Source organism: Nostoc sp., assembly GCF_036917465.1.
Classification (GTDB): domain Bacteria; phylum Cyanobacteriota; class Cyanobacteriia; order Cyanobacteriales; family Nostocaceae; genus Nostoc.
Map to the genome: position 1 here is coordinate 1 of NZ_JBALDL010000074.1, position 18,191 is coordinate 18,191.

Sequence of the window (18,191 nt, forward strand, 5' to 3'; positions counted from 1 at the left end):
GTTTGAGGAGATGATGTTATGTTGACTAATTTAGGTCTTTTAGAGTTAGTGTGACTATCTATGTAAAGTTTTGTATCAGCATTCAACATTTCTGGGTTAGCACCTACTCAAGTATTCGACCACCTGAGAGCATACGAGAGGTTATCTCGTTCCGAATGACCATACTATGTACCTTTAGAGTGATGCTATTCGCCGGGTTTATTGGAAGTGCTTGTTGGTCAAATACCCACTTGCCAACTCCTTATCCTTTGCCTTTTGGCTCCAGCGCATTAAGCCTTATTTCGCTGGTTCTTAGTAACGACGATTCAATCACATCTTCAAGCCGAGGCTTTACTCATGGGTACTTTTGCTCGATGCTTACCAACTTAGGCTGTCAGTAATAACACCTTTTCACCCCGCTTCAGGCGTTGATGGCTAGTCTCAAACCTGGGGGTGATGCTTTCACCGTTGCACCTACGGGGTAGGATTTGAGGATAACTACCTCTCACCTACATGGTCATTCAGTTGTCAAGGTTCATACCCTGCGGCTAATCCCCCTAATCCTTAGAGGATTGGTTTCTAGCCAACGATTCGCACGAGTACTATTAAGTCAACGCCACATGCTCCACTTGGGGAGACCCCAAGCAAGACCGCAGTGGCTCCCCTTAAAAAGGGGGACTTTGATTCCGATTCCCCCCTTTTTAAGGGGGGTTAGGGGGGATCTAAGAGTGCCTAAAATCACAGCAAAATACTTGTTCATTCAACCTCTAAGGGGATGGGAGGTTTTGCGTCAGCAAAGCCAGGGTGGGGTGACGCGGATCGTGATGGTAAGTGAGTGAACTCAAGATCGTTTCTTCACAAGGATTTCACGTAAAGTTGACACCAATGACAGTTGTACGCCCCTACTTGCTAACCTATAAAGTGAGGTAAAAAGTCAAAGAGCATTAAGAGTAGCAATGTACGTACTAATAGGTGGAGCCGGCTTAGTGGGCTTAAGTTTAGCCCAAAAACTGGTAGAGCTAGGACATACTGTTGCCGTAATTGACATCGATCCGATCGCTTGTCGCTACGCCCGCGAACAAGTTGGAGCGATGGCTTTTGAAGGCAGTGCTGTAAGTACAGAAGTATTGTTAGAAGCTGGGATTCGCAAAGCAGGTTCCTTGGCAGCTGTCCTCAGAAGTGATGCCTTAAACTTGGCAATGGTAACTCTTGCTAAACACTACGGTGTCACCCATATTTTGAGTCGGATGCGCCACCCCGACTTTGCCGAACCATTGCGGATAGCTGGAGCCAATCATATCATCAGTACTGTTGAATTATCAGTTTCAACAATGGTGAATGCCATTGAGTATCCCCAAGTGGAATCAATGATGCATTTTGAGCAAGGACAGATTGAAGTTTTGAAACTTGCCATCCCAAATAATTGCTATGTTGCTGGGCGTAGCGTTGCCGAAATCGCTCAAGATGCTCGATTCCCTAGTGGTTCGCTAATTATTGGTTATCAATCCCATCCCCACGAAGACTTGATGATTCCTAACGGCAGTACAATACTGGAACCTCATTCAACAGTTTTGATTGTGACTAAACCAGGATCTTTACATCAAGTCATTGATTTTATTGAACAAAGATGTTGAGCGCAATCCCTATCGAAACACTTTATTCGGTGGGATTAGCTACATACGGATAAAAAATGGGGTGTAAATAGTTTTGATGAAACCGTATCTATATATTTTAGCGATCGCTGTTATTTTTCTTACATCTTGTCAATCAACAAATATTCCACCCAAGTCACAACCCGATGCAGTTCAAGCAACCCCTGTTCAAAAAGTAGTGACGCTAGATAAAAATTTTAAGATAGCAAGCGGTCAAACTATTTATGTCCCTGTTTATTCCCATATCTATCATCACAATAAGCAGGAGATTTTCGAGTTAGCAGTTACACTCAGTATTCGGAATACAGATATGACCAATCCGATCGTTATTACTGCTGTGCGCTACTACAACTCAGAGGGGAAATTAATTAAAAAGTATTTAGAGCGCCCTATTCAACTTGATGCCCTAGCTTCTACAGATTTTTTTATAAATAGAAATGATACCAGTGGAGGTTTAGGCGCAAACTTCATTGTCGAGTGGGTAGCTCAAACAGAAATATCCGAACCTATAGTGGAGGCAGTCATGATTGGTACTGACTTTCAACAAGGAATTTCTTTTATCAGTCCTGGTAGAGTGATTAAAAGTCAAAATAATGATAAGCGATCGCCTTCGTAATTTGTAATTCGTAATGACGCTCTCTACGAGACGCTAACGTAATTCGTAATTAAGTTTTTTCTCGTTCCCATGCTCTGTATGAGAATGCATTCATTGAGTCTCTGACTTAATGTTTAACAGGAGGCAGCAGATTTTAATCAATCAGCAAAAGCTCAGAGGTTCACTCACAAAACTCAGAGGTTCACTCACAAAGTTCAGAAGTTCACTCACAAAGCTCAGAGGTTCACTCACAAAGCTCAGAGGTTCATCGACAAAGCTCAGAGGTTCATTCACAAAGCTCAGAGGTTCATCGACAAAGCTCTGAGGTTCACTCACAAAGTTCAGAGGTTCACTCACAAAGCTCAGAGGTTCATTAACAAAGCTCAGAGGTTCATTCACAAAGCTCAGAGGTTCATCGACAAAGCTCAGAGGTTCATTCACAAAGCTCAGAGGTTCATCGACAAAGCCCATACTATTCCCAATGCCCAATGCCCAATGCCCAATATTAATCATCATCTAACTTCAGCAATTGTTCATCAAGATTTTGTACCCGTCCGCGTACAATTTCTTCTGAGAGAATTCGCTTCCGCATCGCCTCATTAAGCGCTCCTTTTTCTGCCAAGAGTAAACGGCGGCGAATGGCATCAAGTTTAGCGCTCTTGCCACTTCCACCTTCCACATCATCAGGACGACGATTATAAAGTTCCCGCAGTATCTTTTCTGCACCGGCAATTCGCACTTGATAAGCTGAACGCATCTCTTCATAAACAGCTTTTGGTAATACCCCTGATTTCAGCAAGCTATCTAATTCATCTTGTGCTGCCTTACCCGTCATCAACTGGGCTTGTAACTCTTCAACCTGTTGTTGAACTTCAGAAAATTTAGATAATTTTAAGCGTTTTACCACCCAAGGCAAACTTAAACCCTGTCCAACTAACGATATCAGTACACTACCGAAAACTAAAGCGATGAGGACATCTCGCCCTGGCAATGTTGCAGGTAAACTCAACGCCAGAGCCATCGATAGCGAACCTTTGATGTTACCGAAAAAGAGTAAATGTTGCCAGCGCAACGGAATTGGACGGTCAATCCAACGAATTCCTGCTAGCAACGGATAGACTGTCAGAACTCGCCCAACTTGATAAGCCAAAACTGCAAATAGAATTGCAGGTAAAGTTCTCCACAGCGTTACCAAGTTTATTTCTACACCAATCAGCAGAAAAATAAAGGTGTTAACAGTAAAACTGGCATATTCCCAGAAACTTAACAAGGTGATGCGACTAGAAGCAGAAGTATTCTGAGAAAGCCCTAGATTCCCGAAAATTAATCCCGCGACAACTACAGCCACCGCACCCGATACCCCAAGAAATTGCCCAACCTGAAAAGTTCCTAATGCAACTGCAACTGTCAGTAACAAGCTGCTAAGGGCATCATCTAAACGGGCGAATACAGGTATACTTAAGTAGCCCAAGACTAACCCTACCAGGCAGCCTCCTAGAGAGATAAATAGCAGTTGTTGGATTCCCTCAACGAAGGTAAGTGAACCTGTGGAATATACTTGCAAAATCAGGTTGAAGGAAACTAGAGCAGCTGCATCATTAAATAAAGTTTCTCCTTCAACGATGGTGGAAAGCCGCGAGGGTACTGGTATTTCCTTAAAGACGGCAATCATGGAAACTGTATCAGTGTTTGCTAGAATTACACCGGCAAATAAGGCAGGTATCCAACTCAGTCCTAGCCCAAATTTCAATAGAGCGGCAATAATCCCACTGGAAAGCACAGCCCCAGGCCCAGCTAGCAGGGCAATTGGTTTAAAGGTGCTGCGTAGACGGCTAACATCTGTATTAATGCCAGCTTCAAAGATGAGAATTGGTAAGAAAAGATTTAAAACTAAGGTTGGATTTAAACCAATCGGACGAGATAACAATTCAGTGATTGGTAAACCTGCCAATACTAAACCCGTCACATAAGGGATTCGCAACCGCCGAGATAGCAGAGCTACACCTGTAGCAACGAGCAAGAGAATAATTGAAACTTTGACTAATTCGGTAACATCCACTATTACAATCTAAAGCGATTTGGACTTCACTGATAGATTCTCACGTTACTGCTGCCAAATTAGCAAGTTTAGGGAACTCCAAAAAATAAATTCTCCAATTTCTGAATTTCACTACAACTTTCCCTCCCCGTAGCGTCCCGTAGGGATGAGATATTTTTTTATTTGGAAGTTCCTTAGAGGATGTTTGAAAAGTTTTTGGCTGTGATTTTAGGCGCTTGTTGATCCCCCCTAACCCCCCTTCTTAAGGGGGGTTAGGGGGGATCAAAGTCCCCCTTTTTAAGGTGGATCTAAAACTTTTTATACCAACAATAGGACTTTTAAAACATCCTCTAAGCCAATCACGCAGATGGGAGGCATGAGGGCAACAGCGATCGCAGTTCCTGCTAAACTACCAGAGATTTTCGTCTCTATTTTGGCGTAACCACTGATACCACCAGCTGCTACCGCAATTCCCAAATCTAACAATGTTGGTCTGGAACGAGCCAGCACTTCACTACCATAACTAGGCAACCCCACCAGCAAACCCAGAGTCGAGGCGATCGCTATTGCTAATACTGCGCCCACTGCTACAGCAACTACTCCCTTGCGAAACAAAGTAATATCTGCTTGCAAAGCACCAAAAGCTAACCCACGAATCGGCAACATGAGAGGGGCAATAATCATTGCGCCGATAATCACGGCCGCACTGTTGGATAATAAACCCAAAGTTGCGATCGCACAGGAGCTAATAATCAAAATTATGTAAGCTGAGTCTAAGGCTGATTCAGCCAGCAACTCTGTTTGTAGCTGTTGGAGTTGTTCTGGCTGCGAACCCCGGCGGCGGAAATTTTTAAATCGGTCTCGAATGTTATTACCCAAGACCTTCCTCCTAAATGCTTGGTTAACTGTAAAATCTTCATTTTCTGCTAACTAAAGTCTTACGTTGAGCCGATGTCATCTGAAAATAGTCAGACGAGAATCAATGCAAAATTATACCAGGAATATGTTTATGGTGTTTGAATCAGCGATCGCCCAGGAAGTCATTATAGCGGTTCTCGTTTACGTGAGGTACACCCGTAAGGACACGGCAGTGCCGTGCCCCTACACCTCGCAATATAATCTTGTACCGCATCTGAATCGGAACCGCTATATAAATAATCTCAAGCAGTTTCTGTTCGTCCTTTCGGTGTCTCTAGGTGTGGCAACATTACTAAGAATTTGTCAAGTCTTGTAGGGTAAATAAGGAACTAGGATCTATGCTTCATCTAACCATGATAAACAAAAACATCATCAAATATACTTCGAGAATCCCTTTGCATTCTCCTTGGCTTATTATCATTATTTTTTCTTTTCTTGGTTTAATAGGTATTCTCAACCATTCGATGTGGCGAGATGAACTAAATCCCTGGCTGATTGTCAGAGATAGTAAATCTTTTGAAGATTTAATTGCAAATATTCATTATGAAGGTCATCCAGTTTTATGGTATTTTTCTTTGGCAATTCTGAGAAAAATACTAGATAATCCTATTATTATGCAAATCTTTCATTTAGCAATTACAGTTACTTCAGTTGCTGTATTTTGTCTACATAGCCCCTTTAATTATAAACAAAAAATCTTGTTTTCATTTGGGTTTTTCCCTTTTTATGAATATCTTTTAATCTCTCGAAATTATGCCTTTAGTATGTTGTTCGTTTTTACATTCTGTAAAGTTTTTTCATCCAGAACAAAAACTTATGCTTATCTGGCAATTTTATTAGGTTTACTAGCCAATAGTAGCGCTTATGGTTTACTTGTATCATTTTCTTTATCATTGACTTTGCTAGCTGAATTTTGTTTTGATAGCGAACATCGCCAGCAGTATTTTAGTCAAAGCCAAAAATACGATTTATTTTTTAGTATTGCAATAATCATATTTTCTTTTATTTTATCTGTTTATATTCTGACTCCTCCAATAGATAGTTATCTTCATGGCGGGTTAAATAATGGTTGGATAGTTCAATTAGATATCCGTCATTTCTTGAGAAGTGTAGGTAGGATATTTGGTAGTTATTTATTAATTATTCCTGCACACAAAAAATGGATAGATTTAATTGTTTGTGCGGTAATTACTTTATTTATTGTAGTTTTAACTTTGCTTAAATTGTCTAAAAAGCCAATTCCTCTCTTTTTCTATATTGTAGGTACTTTTGTCATATTTGCCTTTACATACTTGAGATTTCTGGGTATGCCTCGGCATTTTGGACATTTCTATTTAGTTTTGATAGCGGCTCTGTGGCTGGGAAGTTATTATCAAGACTCTCCAGTTTTACTCAACAAGTTTTCTATTCGTCCAAATTCAATTATATTTGTTCACCAATGGCATCATGTAGTTTTAATGCTAATTCTATATATCCAGTTTGCAGGAGGTATTTATAGTTTTTCTAGAGATTTAATTGTACCATTTTCTGCTAGCCGAGAAACAGCACAATATATTCATAAATCTGGATTAAATAATGAGTTAATTGTTGCCAGCAGAGATGCAAACATGGCTCCTTTGTCGGGTTATTTACATCGAAAGTTTTACTATCCTCAGCTTAAAGGGATGGGAAGCTTTACACTTTTTAAAAAAGGTCGTAAAGATGTCGAACAGGATGAAATATTAAGCCAAATTAATTATCTACTCAAAAATCAAGATGAGCAAAAGAAAATTTTGCTGATTTTAAATAAAAAACTGAATGTCAAGCGCAATGATTTGAAAATTGTTCAGATCAAAGATTTTAAGAGAAGCTGGGTAGATGATGAACGATATTATCTTTATTGGGTAGATGAAGCATAAACTACAGATAGACAAATATCTTTTAGATGTTAAGGATCTCCATCAGGAAAAATGCATCTAAATTAGGACTTACGCAAAACTAGACACTGTAGGGGCAATTCATGAATTGCCCCTACCGGAAAATTTACGGTTAAGTCTCAGAGCCACTGAGAAACCTCACCCTGGTTTTACGACGTAAAACCTGTCCCTCTCCTTAGTAAGGCTACGGTGTACACACATCTCTGTACAAACCAAAAATCCTTGGAGATCCCCCTAAATCCCCCTTAAAAAGGGGGACTTTAAGAGATTTTGCCCCCCCTTTTTAAGGGGGGTTGGGGGGATCAAAAGGCTCTGGGGCAACTCTAGAAGACTTGTGTATACACCGTAGCCAATACATACGGGGAGGGTTAGGGTGGGGTAAAACCTGTCTTCTTGAGCTATTTTCAGACTTATGTGTACACCGTAGCCTTTATAAGGAGAGGGATTGAGGGTGAGGTAAGCCAGAAACATAAACTGTATGTTATTTAATTCTTATTCCTTAGTAAGGCTACGGTGTACACACATCTCTGTACAAACCAAAAATCCTTGGAGATCCCCCTAAATCCCCCTTAAAAAGGGGGACTTTAAGAGATTTTTGCCCCCCCTTTTTAAGGGGGGTTGGGTGGATCAAAAGCCGATGAAGCCACTCTCAAAGACTTGTGTGTACACCATAGCCTTAGTAAGGAGAGGGATTAAAGATAGGAAAGAGTGAGGTTTTTCTTTTGTTTTGGGTAATTCGATGACTTGTGTGTACACGATAGACTAGAAAATAAAGGTTTGGGCTATTTTTTGCGTAAGTCCTGATTGATAATGATTAATCCCCTTGCGGATGTTCATCCCACAAGGTTGTAATTTCGCGTAAACTCTGATGATTGCCATTACCTAAAATTAGATGATCTAGTACCGGAATGCCCAAAAGCTGCGCCCCTGCTAACAACTGGCGCGTTAATTCTATATCTTCCTGGCTAGGTTCAAGGTTCCCAGAAGGATGGTTGTGGGCAACTATTACCCGCGTTGCGCCTTGACGAATAACTTCCCGAAAAATATCACGGGGAGAAGCTAAGGTTTCGGTTGCTGTGCCAATGGTAATTACTTGTGTACCCAGTAAGCGATTTTTGACATCTAATAGCACCACTGCAAAACGTTCTTGTGTCTGCCACATCAAATCTTGACTGAGGGTAGCAGCAGCAGCAAGTGGGCTATCAATTAATGTGCCATCATTGGGTCGAGATAGAAAGGCGCGTTTGCCCAATTCAATTGCTGCTAAGATACTTGTTGCTTTTGCCGGGCCGACACCAGAAATTTGCATCAACTCTGCGGGGCTAACTTCTCGCAAAACTGCCAAAGGATCGCGTTGATGTTTGCCTAATTCGCTCAAGATATATTGTCCCAAACCCACAGCAGACAGTTTCCCTGGCCCTTGACCAGTGCCTAGAAGAATTGCGATTAACTCGGCTGTAGCTAAAATTTTGGCTCCATGCGTCATTAATCGCTCACGCGGACGCTCATTTGTAGGTAGGTCAGCAATTCTGAGGCAATAGGTCATAAACTAAGAAAATCGTCACCACACATCTAACTATCCTTAGTTATCCCTCGTTTGCTGTCAAAATCACCTTTATTTGAGAAAATCTTTAATTTTGGAGAATTTTATCTCTAATTACTCTGTAGACACACCTTTGATAACACCATCTTCTTAAATATTTGCCACAAGATTTGTATAAAATTGGATTTAGTCTACTAATCGACAAATCAAAAAATAACCTATCGCTGAATTATGCGATCGCACAATTCAGCAGCCCAACACTACACGCGATCGCAAACCCATTAAACCCTTCATCTTCGCTGATTATTGATAAATTTGCGTTGCTTTCAGCATGTGGTAGGTAATAATTAGCTGGGTGAGAGCAAGAGGGTAACTTTGCAAAGTCTCCCCAGTTGTACCAGCAATTTTACCCAGTTCGGGATTACTTTCGCGATCGCAAATATTTCGCAGATGCGGCATATCAGAACAAATAATATGCTCTAGCTTATTCACTTGTTCTAAGGTGGCATGACCATCAACTTCTAACACATCTACCGGCTTACTCATATCCCTGTCTAGCCCCAAGCGAATGGCTGAGTCAGAATTACCATCGCTAGAATTGGTAATTACGGTGAAATCTGGATGGGGAATTGTCGGACGCAGTAGCAGTCGGACATTCAGGTGTCCATTGGTTTCATCATCTTCCTCAATGGGTGGATAGAAACTAATGACTATATCAGACCATTGTCGTTGTGGACGGATGAATTGGGCTGAGTCTGGTTCGCGCTTTTCTAGTTCCGCTAGCACCTGTTCAGGTGTGTAGCCACGCTTTTGCGTATCTCGCTTGACTTTCCACTTAGCCCGTACTTGTTCGGGAGGCGCAAGATAGACTTTAACATCGTAAGAATCACGGGCGGCACGAGTAGAATAACCGAGTAATCCTTCAATAATCACAAATTTACTGGGCTTGATATACTGCGGTGGCTCGAATGTGCCTGTTTTATGGCTGTAAACTGGCTTAAGAATTGGCTGTCCTGTGCGTAGCAGCGACAGGTGTTGCTGCATAATATCTAAGTAGTTGCAATCCGGGTGAAGGGCAGTGATGCCAATTTCTGCACGTTGTTGGCGATCGTAACGGTGGTAATCATCTGTGCAAATGATTGTGACATTTTCTGGGCCGAGTGCCTGAGCGATTCCTCGCGTTAGTGTCGTTTTACCAGCAGCGCTGTCGCCGACAATACCAAGAATTATTGGACGGCTCATCATACCTCCCAGAATATAAGTAATGTTTATTAATAGAATTTCCCTACAATAGTTTTTATTCTAGAAGGGTTTAGGCCAGTAACTCAAGCAAAGCCTTGGTATGCAATATCTCTACATATAAAGATACTGTGCGCTGGTTTATTGCATAATCATTGCAATCTAACTAAATCTACATAACTGATAGAGTCATCTAGTTTCACCCTAGCAATAAAAATAGGTCAGGTTGACGTACCATACCTGACCTAGCATCATCTTTCACTAAGCGGTATCAAGATTAAACTAGAGCGTACACTTTCGCTTCCCAAGGGAAGATACCTTCTCTGCCTACCCATTCTGATGGAACTATCCGCTCTTGAGTAATTTCCTTCCACTGCTTCCCAACTGGGGTTGCAGGCCAATTCGCAACTCTGTACTCAGAAGCAGGAGGAGTACCGTAGTCAGAGAAATTCGCTACTACAACTACTAATTGATCGGCTTTATTACCACGCTGCCAGACTAGAACTCGTTTACCATCATTAAAGTCAACATGAATAAATTGAGTATCATTCACAGCTAAAGCTTCGGAAGTCTTACGCAAGCGAACCAATCTTGCAACGTATTGGAAAATGCGTTGCCGCCAATCATCTTTGACACGGCTGTAGTTAACTGGGTCAATTTGTTTATGGTCATCTGTTGGAGGCAAATCTTGCTGATCGGCAAATTCGTCTCCGGCAAGGATCATGGGAATTCCAACAGAGGTAAGCAGGGATACAAATGCTAACTTAATGCGCGGTTCAGTATTAGCAATTCCATTACTAACCAGGTAGTTGAAGAAACGCTCGTTACCATAACCGCCAACATCATGGGAAGTTATATAGTTGATCGCCTGAGAGCCATCTGTAAAGCCTAAGTTTCGGCAATCAATTAGTTTGCGGATACTCCATTCAAAGCTGGGTTCATCCCAGGCATTCTTACCTAAAATTACTTGTCGGATGATTTGCTTGAACTTTTCATTCCAAAGTCCATCCAGACGATTTTGTTTAATGAGAGATAGGGGTACACTCAACTCTTCGCCAACTACGAGGAAGCGATCGCTACTTCCGCCTCTTTTATCCCAAAGGGTGCGGGCAAAATCCTTAAATTCTTGCAAAAAGTCATAGTTGGCAATATTGTTGACGCTATCTAACCGCAGACCATCAACCCGATAGTATTCTAACCAGTGGGCAATGTGGGCTTTTAAGTATTCACGGGCTGGGACAAGCCGGGATTTTTGCCCAGTAATGGGGTTATAGCCCTCTACCCAATTGTTGTACTTAAATAAATCCCCACCAAAGCCATCTCTTGAACCTTGTTCTGGATCGCCACTAGCCCATTTGATATAAAATTCCAAAAAATTAACGTTATGGTAAGGATTATTCCGCGAGAATGCCATCACTACATCCACAAAAAAGCGTAACCCTTGCTGATGGCAGGCTTTAATTAGATTAGCTAAATCAGTTGAAGCAGTTGGGGCTGACTGGCTATCTGGACGGCCTAAGTCAAAATCTGCGGCAAAATAATTTGCTGTACCATAGCCCCAATTGAGATTATCATCACTGTCTTCTGGTGGCAGAAGTTCTAGGGCATTAATTCCCAGTTCCGCAAGATGAGCGCGGTTCTTCAAGGCGGTGATCATGGGGAAAGTCGGAGCGATCGCTCCTGGTATCAACAGTGCCAGTACATCACGAAATGTCCCAACTCCTTCTTCAATCAATCCATTTGAGTTAATCTTTGTCCAGCGAGTTGGTAATTCGTAAATCACCAATTGATTATTAGTTGGCAGTGTCTCTAAAGGAGCATCGCCTTCCCAATTTACAGTTTGCCCTTGGGGATCGCAGGGAATCAGCGTCCCATTTTGATAAAGGACGACACTTGCCGGATCGGAGCTAGTAACGCCTCCCGACTCTGACGGCGTTGGTGCAGGAAAGCGTCGATCTACAGTGGTCGCTGTTGGATCTGTGCAGTAGAGAGTTTGGTTAATATTAGCAGAACTGTAGGGGTCAGAGTTGCGGACTTTAAACCAGTAAAAGTAAACCTGTCCTTCAGTCAAACCAGACTCTTGAGCCGAAACTTCCCACAATTCTGGGAATTCTGCTGATTGACGAAGTGGAATTTCTTTGAGTTGTGCTAATCTATCTGGGTTTTCGGGAGTCGTGTTGCCAATGTAGAGAGTAGGATCTGTTTCTGAAGCACCGACACGCCACAAGACAAAATGAGTCTTTTTGCGGGTTAATAGATCGATAGGCATTACAAAAACCTCTAGGTCATGAAAGTTTAGCTATGAAGTTCTTACACAATAGTCGAGGCTTATTCCAGACGACAGGTTGAATAGACCTCTTGCATGGAATCAATTGCCCTCACCCTAAATCCCTTTTCCATCCTTGGGCTACGGTGTACACACAAGCCTGAAATAGCTTACTCATCTGGGTTTGAGCGTTAGTTTGACCACACCCTAACCCTCCCCTTTCCAAGGGGAGGGAACTAGATTTCCTGTTTGTCCCCTTTCCAAGGCTACGGTGTACACACAAGTCTTTGAGAGTTGCCTCATAAGCTTTTGATCCCCCCAACCCCCCTTAAAAAGGGGGGCAAAAAGCTCTCAAAGTCCCCCTTTTTAAGGGGGATTTAGGGGGATCTCCAACGATTTTGGGTTTGTACAAAGATGTGTGTACACCGTAGCCTTGGAAAGGGGAGGGAACTAGATTTCCTGTTTCCCCCTTTCCAAGGGGGGATTAAGGGGGGTAATTTGACTTGTGTGTCGTAGCCCATCCTTGGAAGAGGGACTTTGAAATTGCCTCCTTTTCTCCCAATTTTGGGCTACGGGGTACACACAAGTATGACTAGTATAGGTTTCAACTCTTCTAATAGTTTCGTAGGGTGCGTTATGGACACGCCGAAATAACAAATGAGTTCGCCGAAATAACAAATGGGTTCGCCGAAATAACAAATGGGTTCGCCGAAATAACAAATGGGTTCGCCGAAATAACAAATGAGTTCGCCGAAATAACAAATAGGTTCGCTGAAATAACAAATGGGTTCGCCGAAATAACAAATAGGTTCGCTGAAATAACAAATGCGTTCGCTGAAATAACAAATGCGTTGGGATAGCCAAGAGGTCTAATATTTTACTGGTAAGTTTAGAGAAGAGTCTTTGAGAAGCCCACACTTACCCTAAAAGTGGAGTGTGTGGAAGTATCTCACCAAAAATAAAAAACGAACGTTATGACAACTCAAACACTAGGATTGGAACAAAACCTCTATGACTATTTACTATCGGTATCTCTTCGAGAACCAGAGATTTTAAGCCAACTAAGGCAAGAAACAGCCCAGCATCCAGTCGGGAGAATGCAGATAGCCCCCGAACAGGGGCAATTTTTAGCGTTACTAGTGCAGTTGCTAGGAGCTAAGAAAACTTTGGAAATTGGGGTATTTACAGGTTATAGTTCTCTGGTGGTGGCATTGGCGTTACCAAGTGACGGTAAGGTGGTAGCCTGTGATGTGAGTGAGGAATTTACAGCGATCGCTCGGCGTTATTGGCAGCAAGCAGGAGTGACTGATAAAATTCAACTGCACATTGCCCCAGCTTTGGAGACTTTAGATGGTTTACTGGCAACAGGAGAGGCGGGAAGCTTTGATTTTGCTTTCATCGATGCAGACAAGAGTAACTATGATGCTTATTATGAGCGATCGCTGCAATTAGTGCGGTCGGGGGGACTGATTGCGATCGATAATGTTCTCTGGTCAGGTAGGGTTGGCGACCCCCAAGTGCAGGATAATAGAACTAAAAGGATTCGGGCTTTTAATCAAAAGCTCCATCAAGACCAGCGAGTTAGTCTTAGTTTAGTTGCGATCGCAGATGGCTTGACTCTGGCACTGAAAAAGTGATGTCTTTCTCCAGTTTTCTCAAACCCAATCTGCTTAGGTTAATACTTGACCGAGCAAGCTTTTTTAAGTAAGCAGTATCAGAGTCCAAAAAATTTTATCTGTAAAAATTTATTTTTCTTTTTTTAAGTATTTATTCGGTTGTATATTATTAATAGGTCAAAATGGATAAATACATCTCCTAATTGTTTAACCTTTAATGTCAGTAGAAGATATTCTGCAAGCAGTAGAAAGAATTCTGCAAGACAAGCCTCTTGCTTCTATTCAGTGCTTTGTACTCTCTCAATCGTGGTTGGGTAAAACTTACGGTGAAATGGCAGAGGAATCAGGCTACCGTGACAATTATATCAAGGAAGTTGGCTCTGAGTTGTGGCAAGACCTTTCCACAGCGCTGGGAAAAAAAATAACGAAAAAAAATCTGCATTTAGCGTTGAAGAAATACGTGCAAGACAGGATAGACGATCGGGATAATCAGAATCAACAAGAGTTCAGTGAAGAATCTAGCTTAGAAATGGTTTCTCGAAACTTATTTTCAGCTAGTAAGATTGAATTTCCTAGCGGCCCCGTACCACTGGCTTCTCCTCTTTACATCAATCGCCCTCCACTGGAAGAACTTGTTTGTAACGAGATTTTATACCCTGGTTGTTTAATCCGAATTAAAGCACCTAGAAAGACAGGAAAAAGTTCACTGCTCAACCGGATGATTGCTTCTGCTAGAGAGCAAGGTTATCAAATTGTTTATCTGGACTTTCAAGAAGCCGATGAAGACATTTTTGCTTCTCTTGATAAATTTTTGCGTTGGTTTTGTGTCAATGTCAGCAGACAGTTAAATCTCCTTCCCTGTCTAGACGATTTTTGGGATATAGAAATGGGTAGCAAGGTAAGCTGCAAAATCTATTTTGAAGCGTATCTGCTGCAATATATAGATCATAATCCTCTAGTTTTGGCTTTGAATGAAGTTCATCGAGTTTTTGAACATCCCAACATTGCCCAAGACTTTTTGCCAATGCTGCGATTTTGGCACGAACAAGCAAAGCAGGATGAAATCTGGCAAAAACTACGGATGGTGGTAGTTCACACCACAGAAATCTATATTCCACTCAAACTCAATCAATCGCCTTTCAATGTCGGGATAACAATTACGCTGCCACCGTTTACTCTGAATCAGGTACAGAATTTAGCATTGCGTTATGGACTAAATTGGGCAGCAGGCTCCGAAGGGGCAAAACGCCTTGCACCCTTACAAGCAATGGTAGGAGGACATCCCTATTTGGTGAACCTGGCGCTATATCATCTCTGTCAGCAGGAAACGACATTAGAGGTATTACTAGAAACTGCATCTACACCAGTAGGAATTTACAGCCAGCATTTACGAGAACTGTTGAGCTTACTGCAAAAAGAACCAGAATTAATGTCAGCGATGCAACAGGTAATTGCAACCGATGAAAAAGTAGAACTAGACGCGATCGCTGCTTACAAATTAGAAAGTATGGGTTTGGTTAAACTCAACGGTAATCAAGCTCAAGTTATGTGTGAGTTATATCGCCTTTATTTTAGCCAACAACTTGGAAAGCACTAGGATAGTAATGATTCTGGTAAACTATTGAAAGACAAATAATCCAAATAAGTAATTCTCGTTCTTAATATGAATTTTATCAATTGTCTCGATCCCAATTCATTTATTAATACCAATTCGCTATGAAGATGCACTTAATTATTAAGCGAACCGCCAAGTACGCCATCGCGTAGCGTCTCGTAGAGAAGAGAGAAGGAGTAAGAATTAAGTGCAAGCTTACGGAGAATCGGTATAAGAACGAGAACTAATTTAAAATTTTAAATCAAATGAACAATTATCGATACCAAGTTGGCGGCACTTTAACCAGTGATGCTCCTAGCTATGTTGAGCGCAAAGCGGATGTGGAACTTTACGAAGCCTTAAAACACGGTGAATTTTGCTACATCCTGAGCAGTAGGCAAATGGGCAAATCTTCACTTATGGTAAAAACAAAGCATCGTTTGCAACAAGAAGGTTTTAAATGTGTCACCATTGATATGACTAATATTGGTTGCGAAAATATAACTCCAGAGCAGTGGTATAAGGGAGTTGTAGGCGATTTATGGTTGGGTTTTAAACTGTTAGGAAAAGTCAATTTAAAAACATGGTGGCAAGAACAAAATGATATTTCTTTGATTCAGAAACTCAGTCGGTTTATTTCCGAAATTCTGTTAGTTCAGTTTCCTAACGAAAAACTATTTATTTTCGTTGATGAAATTGATAGTATTCTCGGACTCGATTTCTCTGTTGATGATTTTTTTAGCTTGATTCGGTTCTGTTATAATCAACGAGCAATTGATCCAGAGTATGAACGGATTACATTTGCAATTTTTGGTGTTGCTACACCTTCAGACTTAATTTTATATCAAAATCACATTACACCGTTTAATTTTGGTAAAGCCATACGAGTAAATGGTTTTACATTTGAAGAATCTCAACCACTATCGTTAGGATTAGATATTAAAGACAATCATCCCCAGAAAGTTTTGAAAGAAGTATTAGCTTGGACAAAAGGGCAACCATTTCTTACTCAAAAGCTGTGTGGGCTACTTGTCAGTTTATCTCAAGATGATATAGGTAGAACGCTAAAAATTCCCCCTGGCACAGAAGAATTTTGGATAGAAAATGTGGTGCGATCGCATATCATCGAGCAATGGGAATCACAAGATGAACCAGAGCATTTACGGACAATTCGCGATCGCATTCTCAGAAATGAACAAATTGCCGCCAGATTGCTAGGAATTTATCAGCAAATCCTCCAAGGGGTTGAAGTACCAGCCGACGATAGTCGAGAACAAGTAGAATTGTTGCTATCTGGTTTGGTAGTCAAAAAGCAAGGTTTTCTTCAAATCAAAAACCGAATTTATCAAGAAGTTTTCAATTTAGAATGGGTTGGGAAAAAATTAGCTTACTTGCGCCCCTACTACGAAACCTTCAATGCATGGATAGCCTCAAAGGAAAAAGATCAATCTCGTTTATTACGCGGACAAGCCTTAATTGATGCCCAAACCTGGACACATGGCAAAAGCTTGAGCAACTTAGATTATCGATTTCTAGCTGCTAGTGAAGAATTAGATCGGCGAGAAATGCAGCAAGTATTAGAAGCTGAACGCGCGAAAGAAGTTGAAGCACGACTTGCAGAACAACAAAAAAGGCTGGCTCAACAAAAGAAAGCTGCAACAATTGTGACACTTTTACTTGTAGGTATGACAATCAAGTTGGTGATTTCTATAGTGTGGGGAGTGTCGCTTTTACGAAAAATTGATGCTTTAGAATCACAGTTAAAATGTAACCAGCTACAGCATCACGAAAGAGTAATAAATGCAAATTCTCAGTTAGATAGATGCTGAGGCACATTTTGGATTTTAGATTAAATAAAATCAAAAGGCGTTACAGCAAGTCCAGAATAATGGTAATTAAAAAACTTAGCTAGGGACTCGGCTTGAGATTGATTAACTTTCCGTTTTCCATTAACCACTTCTGTAACAATCTCAACAGTTCCAAAAACCCCGATTAAAGAATTTGGTTCCACATCAAACTCATGCATAAGGGATTCCAAAGTAGCCACAGGTTTTGATTCACCCATCGAATAATGACGTTCTTCGTAATTCTCAATCAGAAGAACCAACAACTCAAAAAGCATAGTTTCTGCCTCTGTCAACTCGCCAGACATCATAGCCTCTACTACTGTTAAGGCTCTTTTATACTCCTGTTCTGTTTTAATTGGCTTAGGCTGATACTGAATCAGTAACTCAGGGTAGGTTTGTTGACTAGAAATAGGGGTCATCTTTCCACTTTTCCTTATCGTATTCAGGATGGGTAAGAACGTATTTAATAAAAATTGTCTGGCTAGAATATCTAATGTCTACTATCAAACGATAGTTATTACCTTTGATGTTAAATACTGTAAAGTTACCAACCGCTTCCGCTTTCGGATATCTTTTCTGAACATCTACTAAATTAGACCAGTTCACAGTAGATGCAAACTTATACCAGTCATTGAGAGCATCTTCAGAATCAGCGTGTTGAACCCAGAATTCCCGCAATTTCACTTTGCTGATTACGTGCATCCTTGATAAATTATTTAGCTTTGATACTGGGAAAATTACTCATGCCAAGATACTTAATGGCTTAACAATTAAATCATCTCTAGGAATTGACTGATTATCAGCCCTTAAACTTTCAATATATAATTCAATAGCTTCTGTAATATTCTCGATGGCCTCTTCAAAAGAATCTCCTTGAGAATGACAACCTTTTAGGATTGGACAAAAAGCATGATAACCTCCATCTGATTCTTTTTCCAGAAGAACTGTGTAATTGTAAATTTGTTTATTGTTGTTGTCCATATATTTT

Annotated in this window: 14 protein-coding genes and 1 pseudogene; 6 read left to right on the plus strand and 9 right to left on the minus strand. The window is 41.1% G+C overall.

Features of this window, described 5'->3' with window-relative positions; translation table 11 throughout:
* Positions 1–935 precede the first annotated feature (935 nt).
* The gene (locus V7K38_RS17635) at positions 936–1,613 is read left to right on the plus strand and encodes a potassium channel family protein (RefSeq protein WP_114084009.1); all 678 of its coding nucleotides are present in this window, start codon (positions 936–938) and stop codon (positions 1,611–1,613) included.
* A gap of 76 nt (positions 1,614–1,689) precedes the next feature.
* A complete protein-coding gene (locus V7K38_RS17640) occupies positions 1,690–2,247 on the plus strand; it encodes a DUF3124 domain-containing protein (RefSeq protein ID WP_334859686.1) in 558 nt (185 codons plus the stop codon).
* 141 nt (positions 2,248–2,388) lie between these two features.
* On the opposite strand, the gene V7K38_RS17645 is transcribed toward V7K38_RS17640, so the two are convergent.
* The 3 genes and pseudogenes from V7K38_RS17645 to V7K38_RS17655 all read right to left on the minus strand — a co-directional run.
* Positions 2,389–2,742, minus strand: coding sequence for a hypothetical protein (locus V7K38_RS17645; RefSeq protein WP_334859687.1), 354 nt, complete (start codon positions 2,740–2,742; stop codon positions 2,389–2,391).
* A complete protein-coding gene (locus V7K38_RS17650; RefSeq protein ID WP_334859689.1) occupies positions 2,732–4,285 on the minus strand; it encodes a cation:proton antiporter in 1,554 nt (517 codons plus the stop codon). Before V7K38_RS17650 ends, V7K38_RS17645 begins: the two co-directional genes overlap by 11 nt.
* 330 nt (positions 4,286–4,615) lie before the next feature.
* Positions 4,616–5,143 (minus strand): annotated as a pseudogene (locus tag V7K38_RS17655) (DUF389 domain-containing protein); the annotation flags it as partial.
* Positions 5,144–5,520: 377 nt separating this feature from the next.
* On the opposite strand from V7K38_RS17655, the gene V7K38_RS17660 reads away from it, so the two are divergent.
* Positions 5,521–7,080, plus strand: coding sequence for a hypothetical protein (locus tag V7K38_RS17660; RefSeq protein WP_334859691.1), 1,560 nt, complete (start codon positions 5,521–5,523; stop codon positions 7,078–7,080).
* 832 nt (positions 7,081–7,912) lie between these two features.
* On the opposite strand, the gene radC is transcribed toward V7K38_RS17660, so the two are convergent.
* The 3 genes from radC to V7K38_RS17675 all read right to left on the minus strand — a co-directional run bounded on the left by radC (position 7,913) and on the right by V7K38_RS17675 (position 12,149).
* A complete protein-coding gene (gene radC / locus V7K38_RS17665; RefSeq protein ID WP_334859693.1) occupies positions 7,913–8,644 on the minus strand; it encodes a RadC family protein in 732 nt (243 codons plus the stop codon).
* Positions 8,645–8,944: 300 nt separating this feature from the next.
* On the minus strand, positions 8,945–9,883 hold the full coding sequence (locus V7K38_RS17670; RefSeq protein ID WP_334859746.1) for a phosphoribulokinase: 939 nt from the start codon (positions 9,881–9,883) through the stop codon (positions 8,945–8,947).
* A gap of 274 nt (positions 9,884–10,157) precedes the next feature.
* Complete coding sequence (locus tag V7K38_RS17675) at positions 10,158–12,149, minus strand: alpha-amylase family glycosyl hydrolase (protein ID WP_334859695.1); 1,992 nt, start codon at positions 12,147–12,149, stop codon at positions 10,158–10,160.
* 971 nt (positions 12,150–13,120) lie between these two features.
* Between V7K38_RS17675 and V7K38_RS17680 the strand changes: the two genes are divergently transcribed.
* The 3 genes from V7K38_RS17680 to V7K38_RS17690 all read left to right on the plus strand — a co-directional run bounded on the left by V7K38_RS17680 (position 13,121) and on the right by V7K38_RS17690 (position 17,185).
* Positions 13,121–13,783, plus strand: coding sequence for a class I SAM-dependent methyltransferase (locus tag V7K38_RS17680; protein ID WP_334859696.1), 663 nt, complete (start codon positions 13,121–13,123; stop codon positions 13,781–13,783).
* Between the two features lie 196 nt (positions 13,784–13,979).
* A complete protein-coding gene (locus tag V7K38_RS17685) occupies positions 13,980–15,359 on the plus strand; it encodes an AAA-like domain-containing protein (protein WP_334859697.1) in 1,380 nt (459 codons plus the stop codon).
* A 263-nt stretch (positions 15,360–15,622) separates the two neighbouring features.
* A complete protein-coding gene (locus V7K38_RS17690) occupies positions 15,623–17,185 on the plus strand; it encodes an AAA-like domain-containing protein (protein WP_334859698.1) in 1,563 nt (520 codons plus the stop codon).
* Positions 17,186–17,205: 20 nt separating this feature from the next.
* Here V7K38_RS17690 and V7K38_RS17695 read toward each other — a convergent pair whose 3' ends face one another.
* The 3 genes from V7K38_RS17695 to V7K38_RS17705 are packed head-to-tail and all read right to left on the minus strand — an operon-like array spanning position 17,206 to position 18,184.
* Positions 17,206–17,622 (minus strand): helix-turn-helix domain-containing protein, encoded by a 417-nt coding sequence (locus tag V7K38_RS17695; protein ID WP_334859700.1) that lies wholly within the window; start codon positions 17,620–17,622, stop codon positions 17,206–17,208.
* A complete protein-coding gene (locus V7K38_RS17700) occupies positions 17,606–17,905 on the minus strand; it encodes a type II toxin-antitoxin system HigB family toxin (RefSeq protein WP_334859701.1) in 300 nt (99 codons plus the stop codon). The genes V7K38_RS17695 and V7K38_RS17700 overlap by 17 nt, the downstream gene beginning before the upstream one ends.
* Before the next feature lie 39 nt (positions 17,906–17,944).
* Complete coding sequence (locus tag V7K38_RS17705; RefSeq protein ID WP_292759850.1) at positions 17,945–18,184, minus strand: type II toxin-antitoxin system HicB family antitoxin; 240 nt, start codon at positions 18,182–18,184, stop codon at positions 17,945–17,947.
* Between the last annotated feature and the right edge of the window lie 7 nt (positions 18,185–18,191).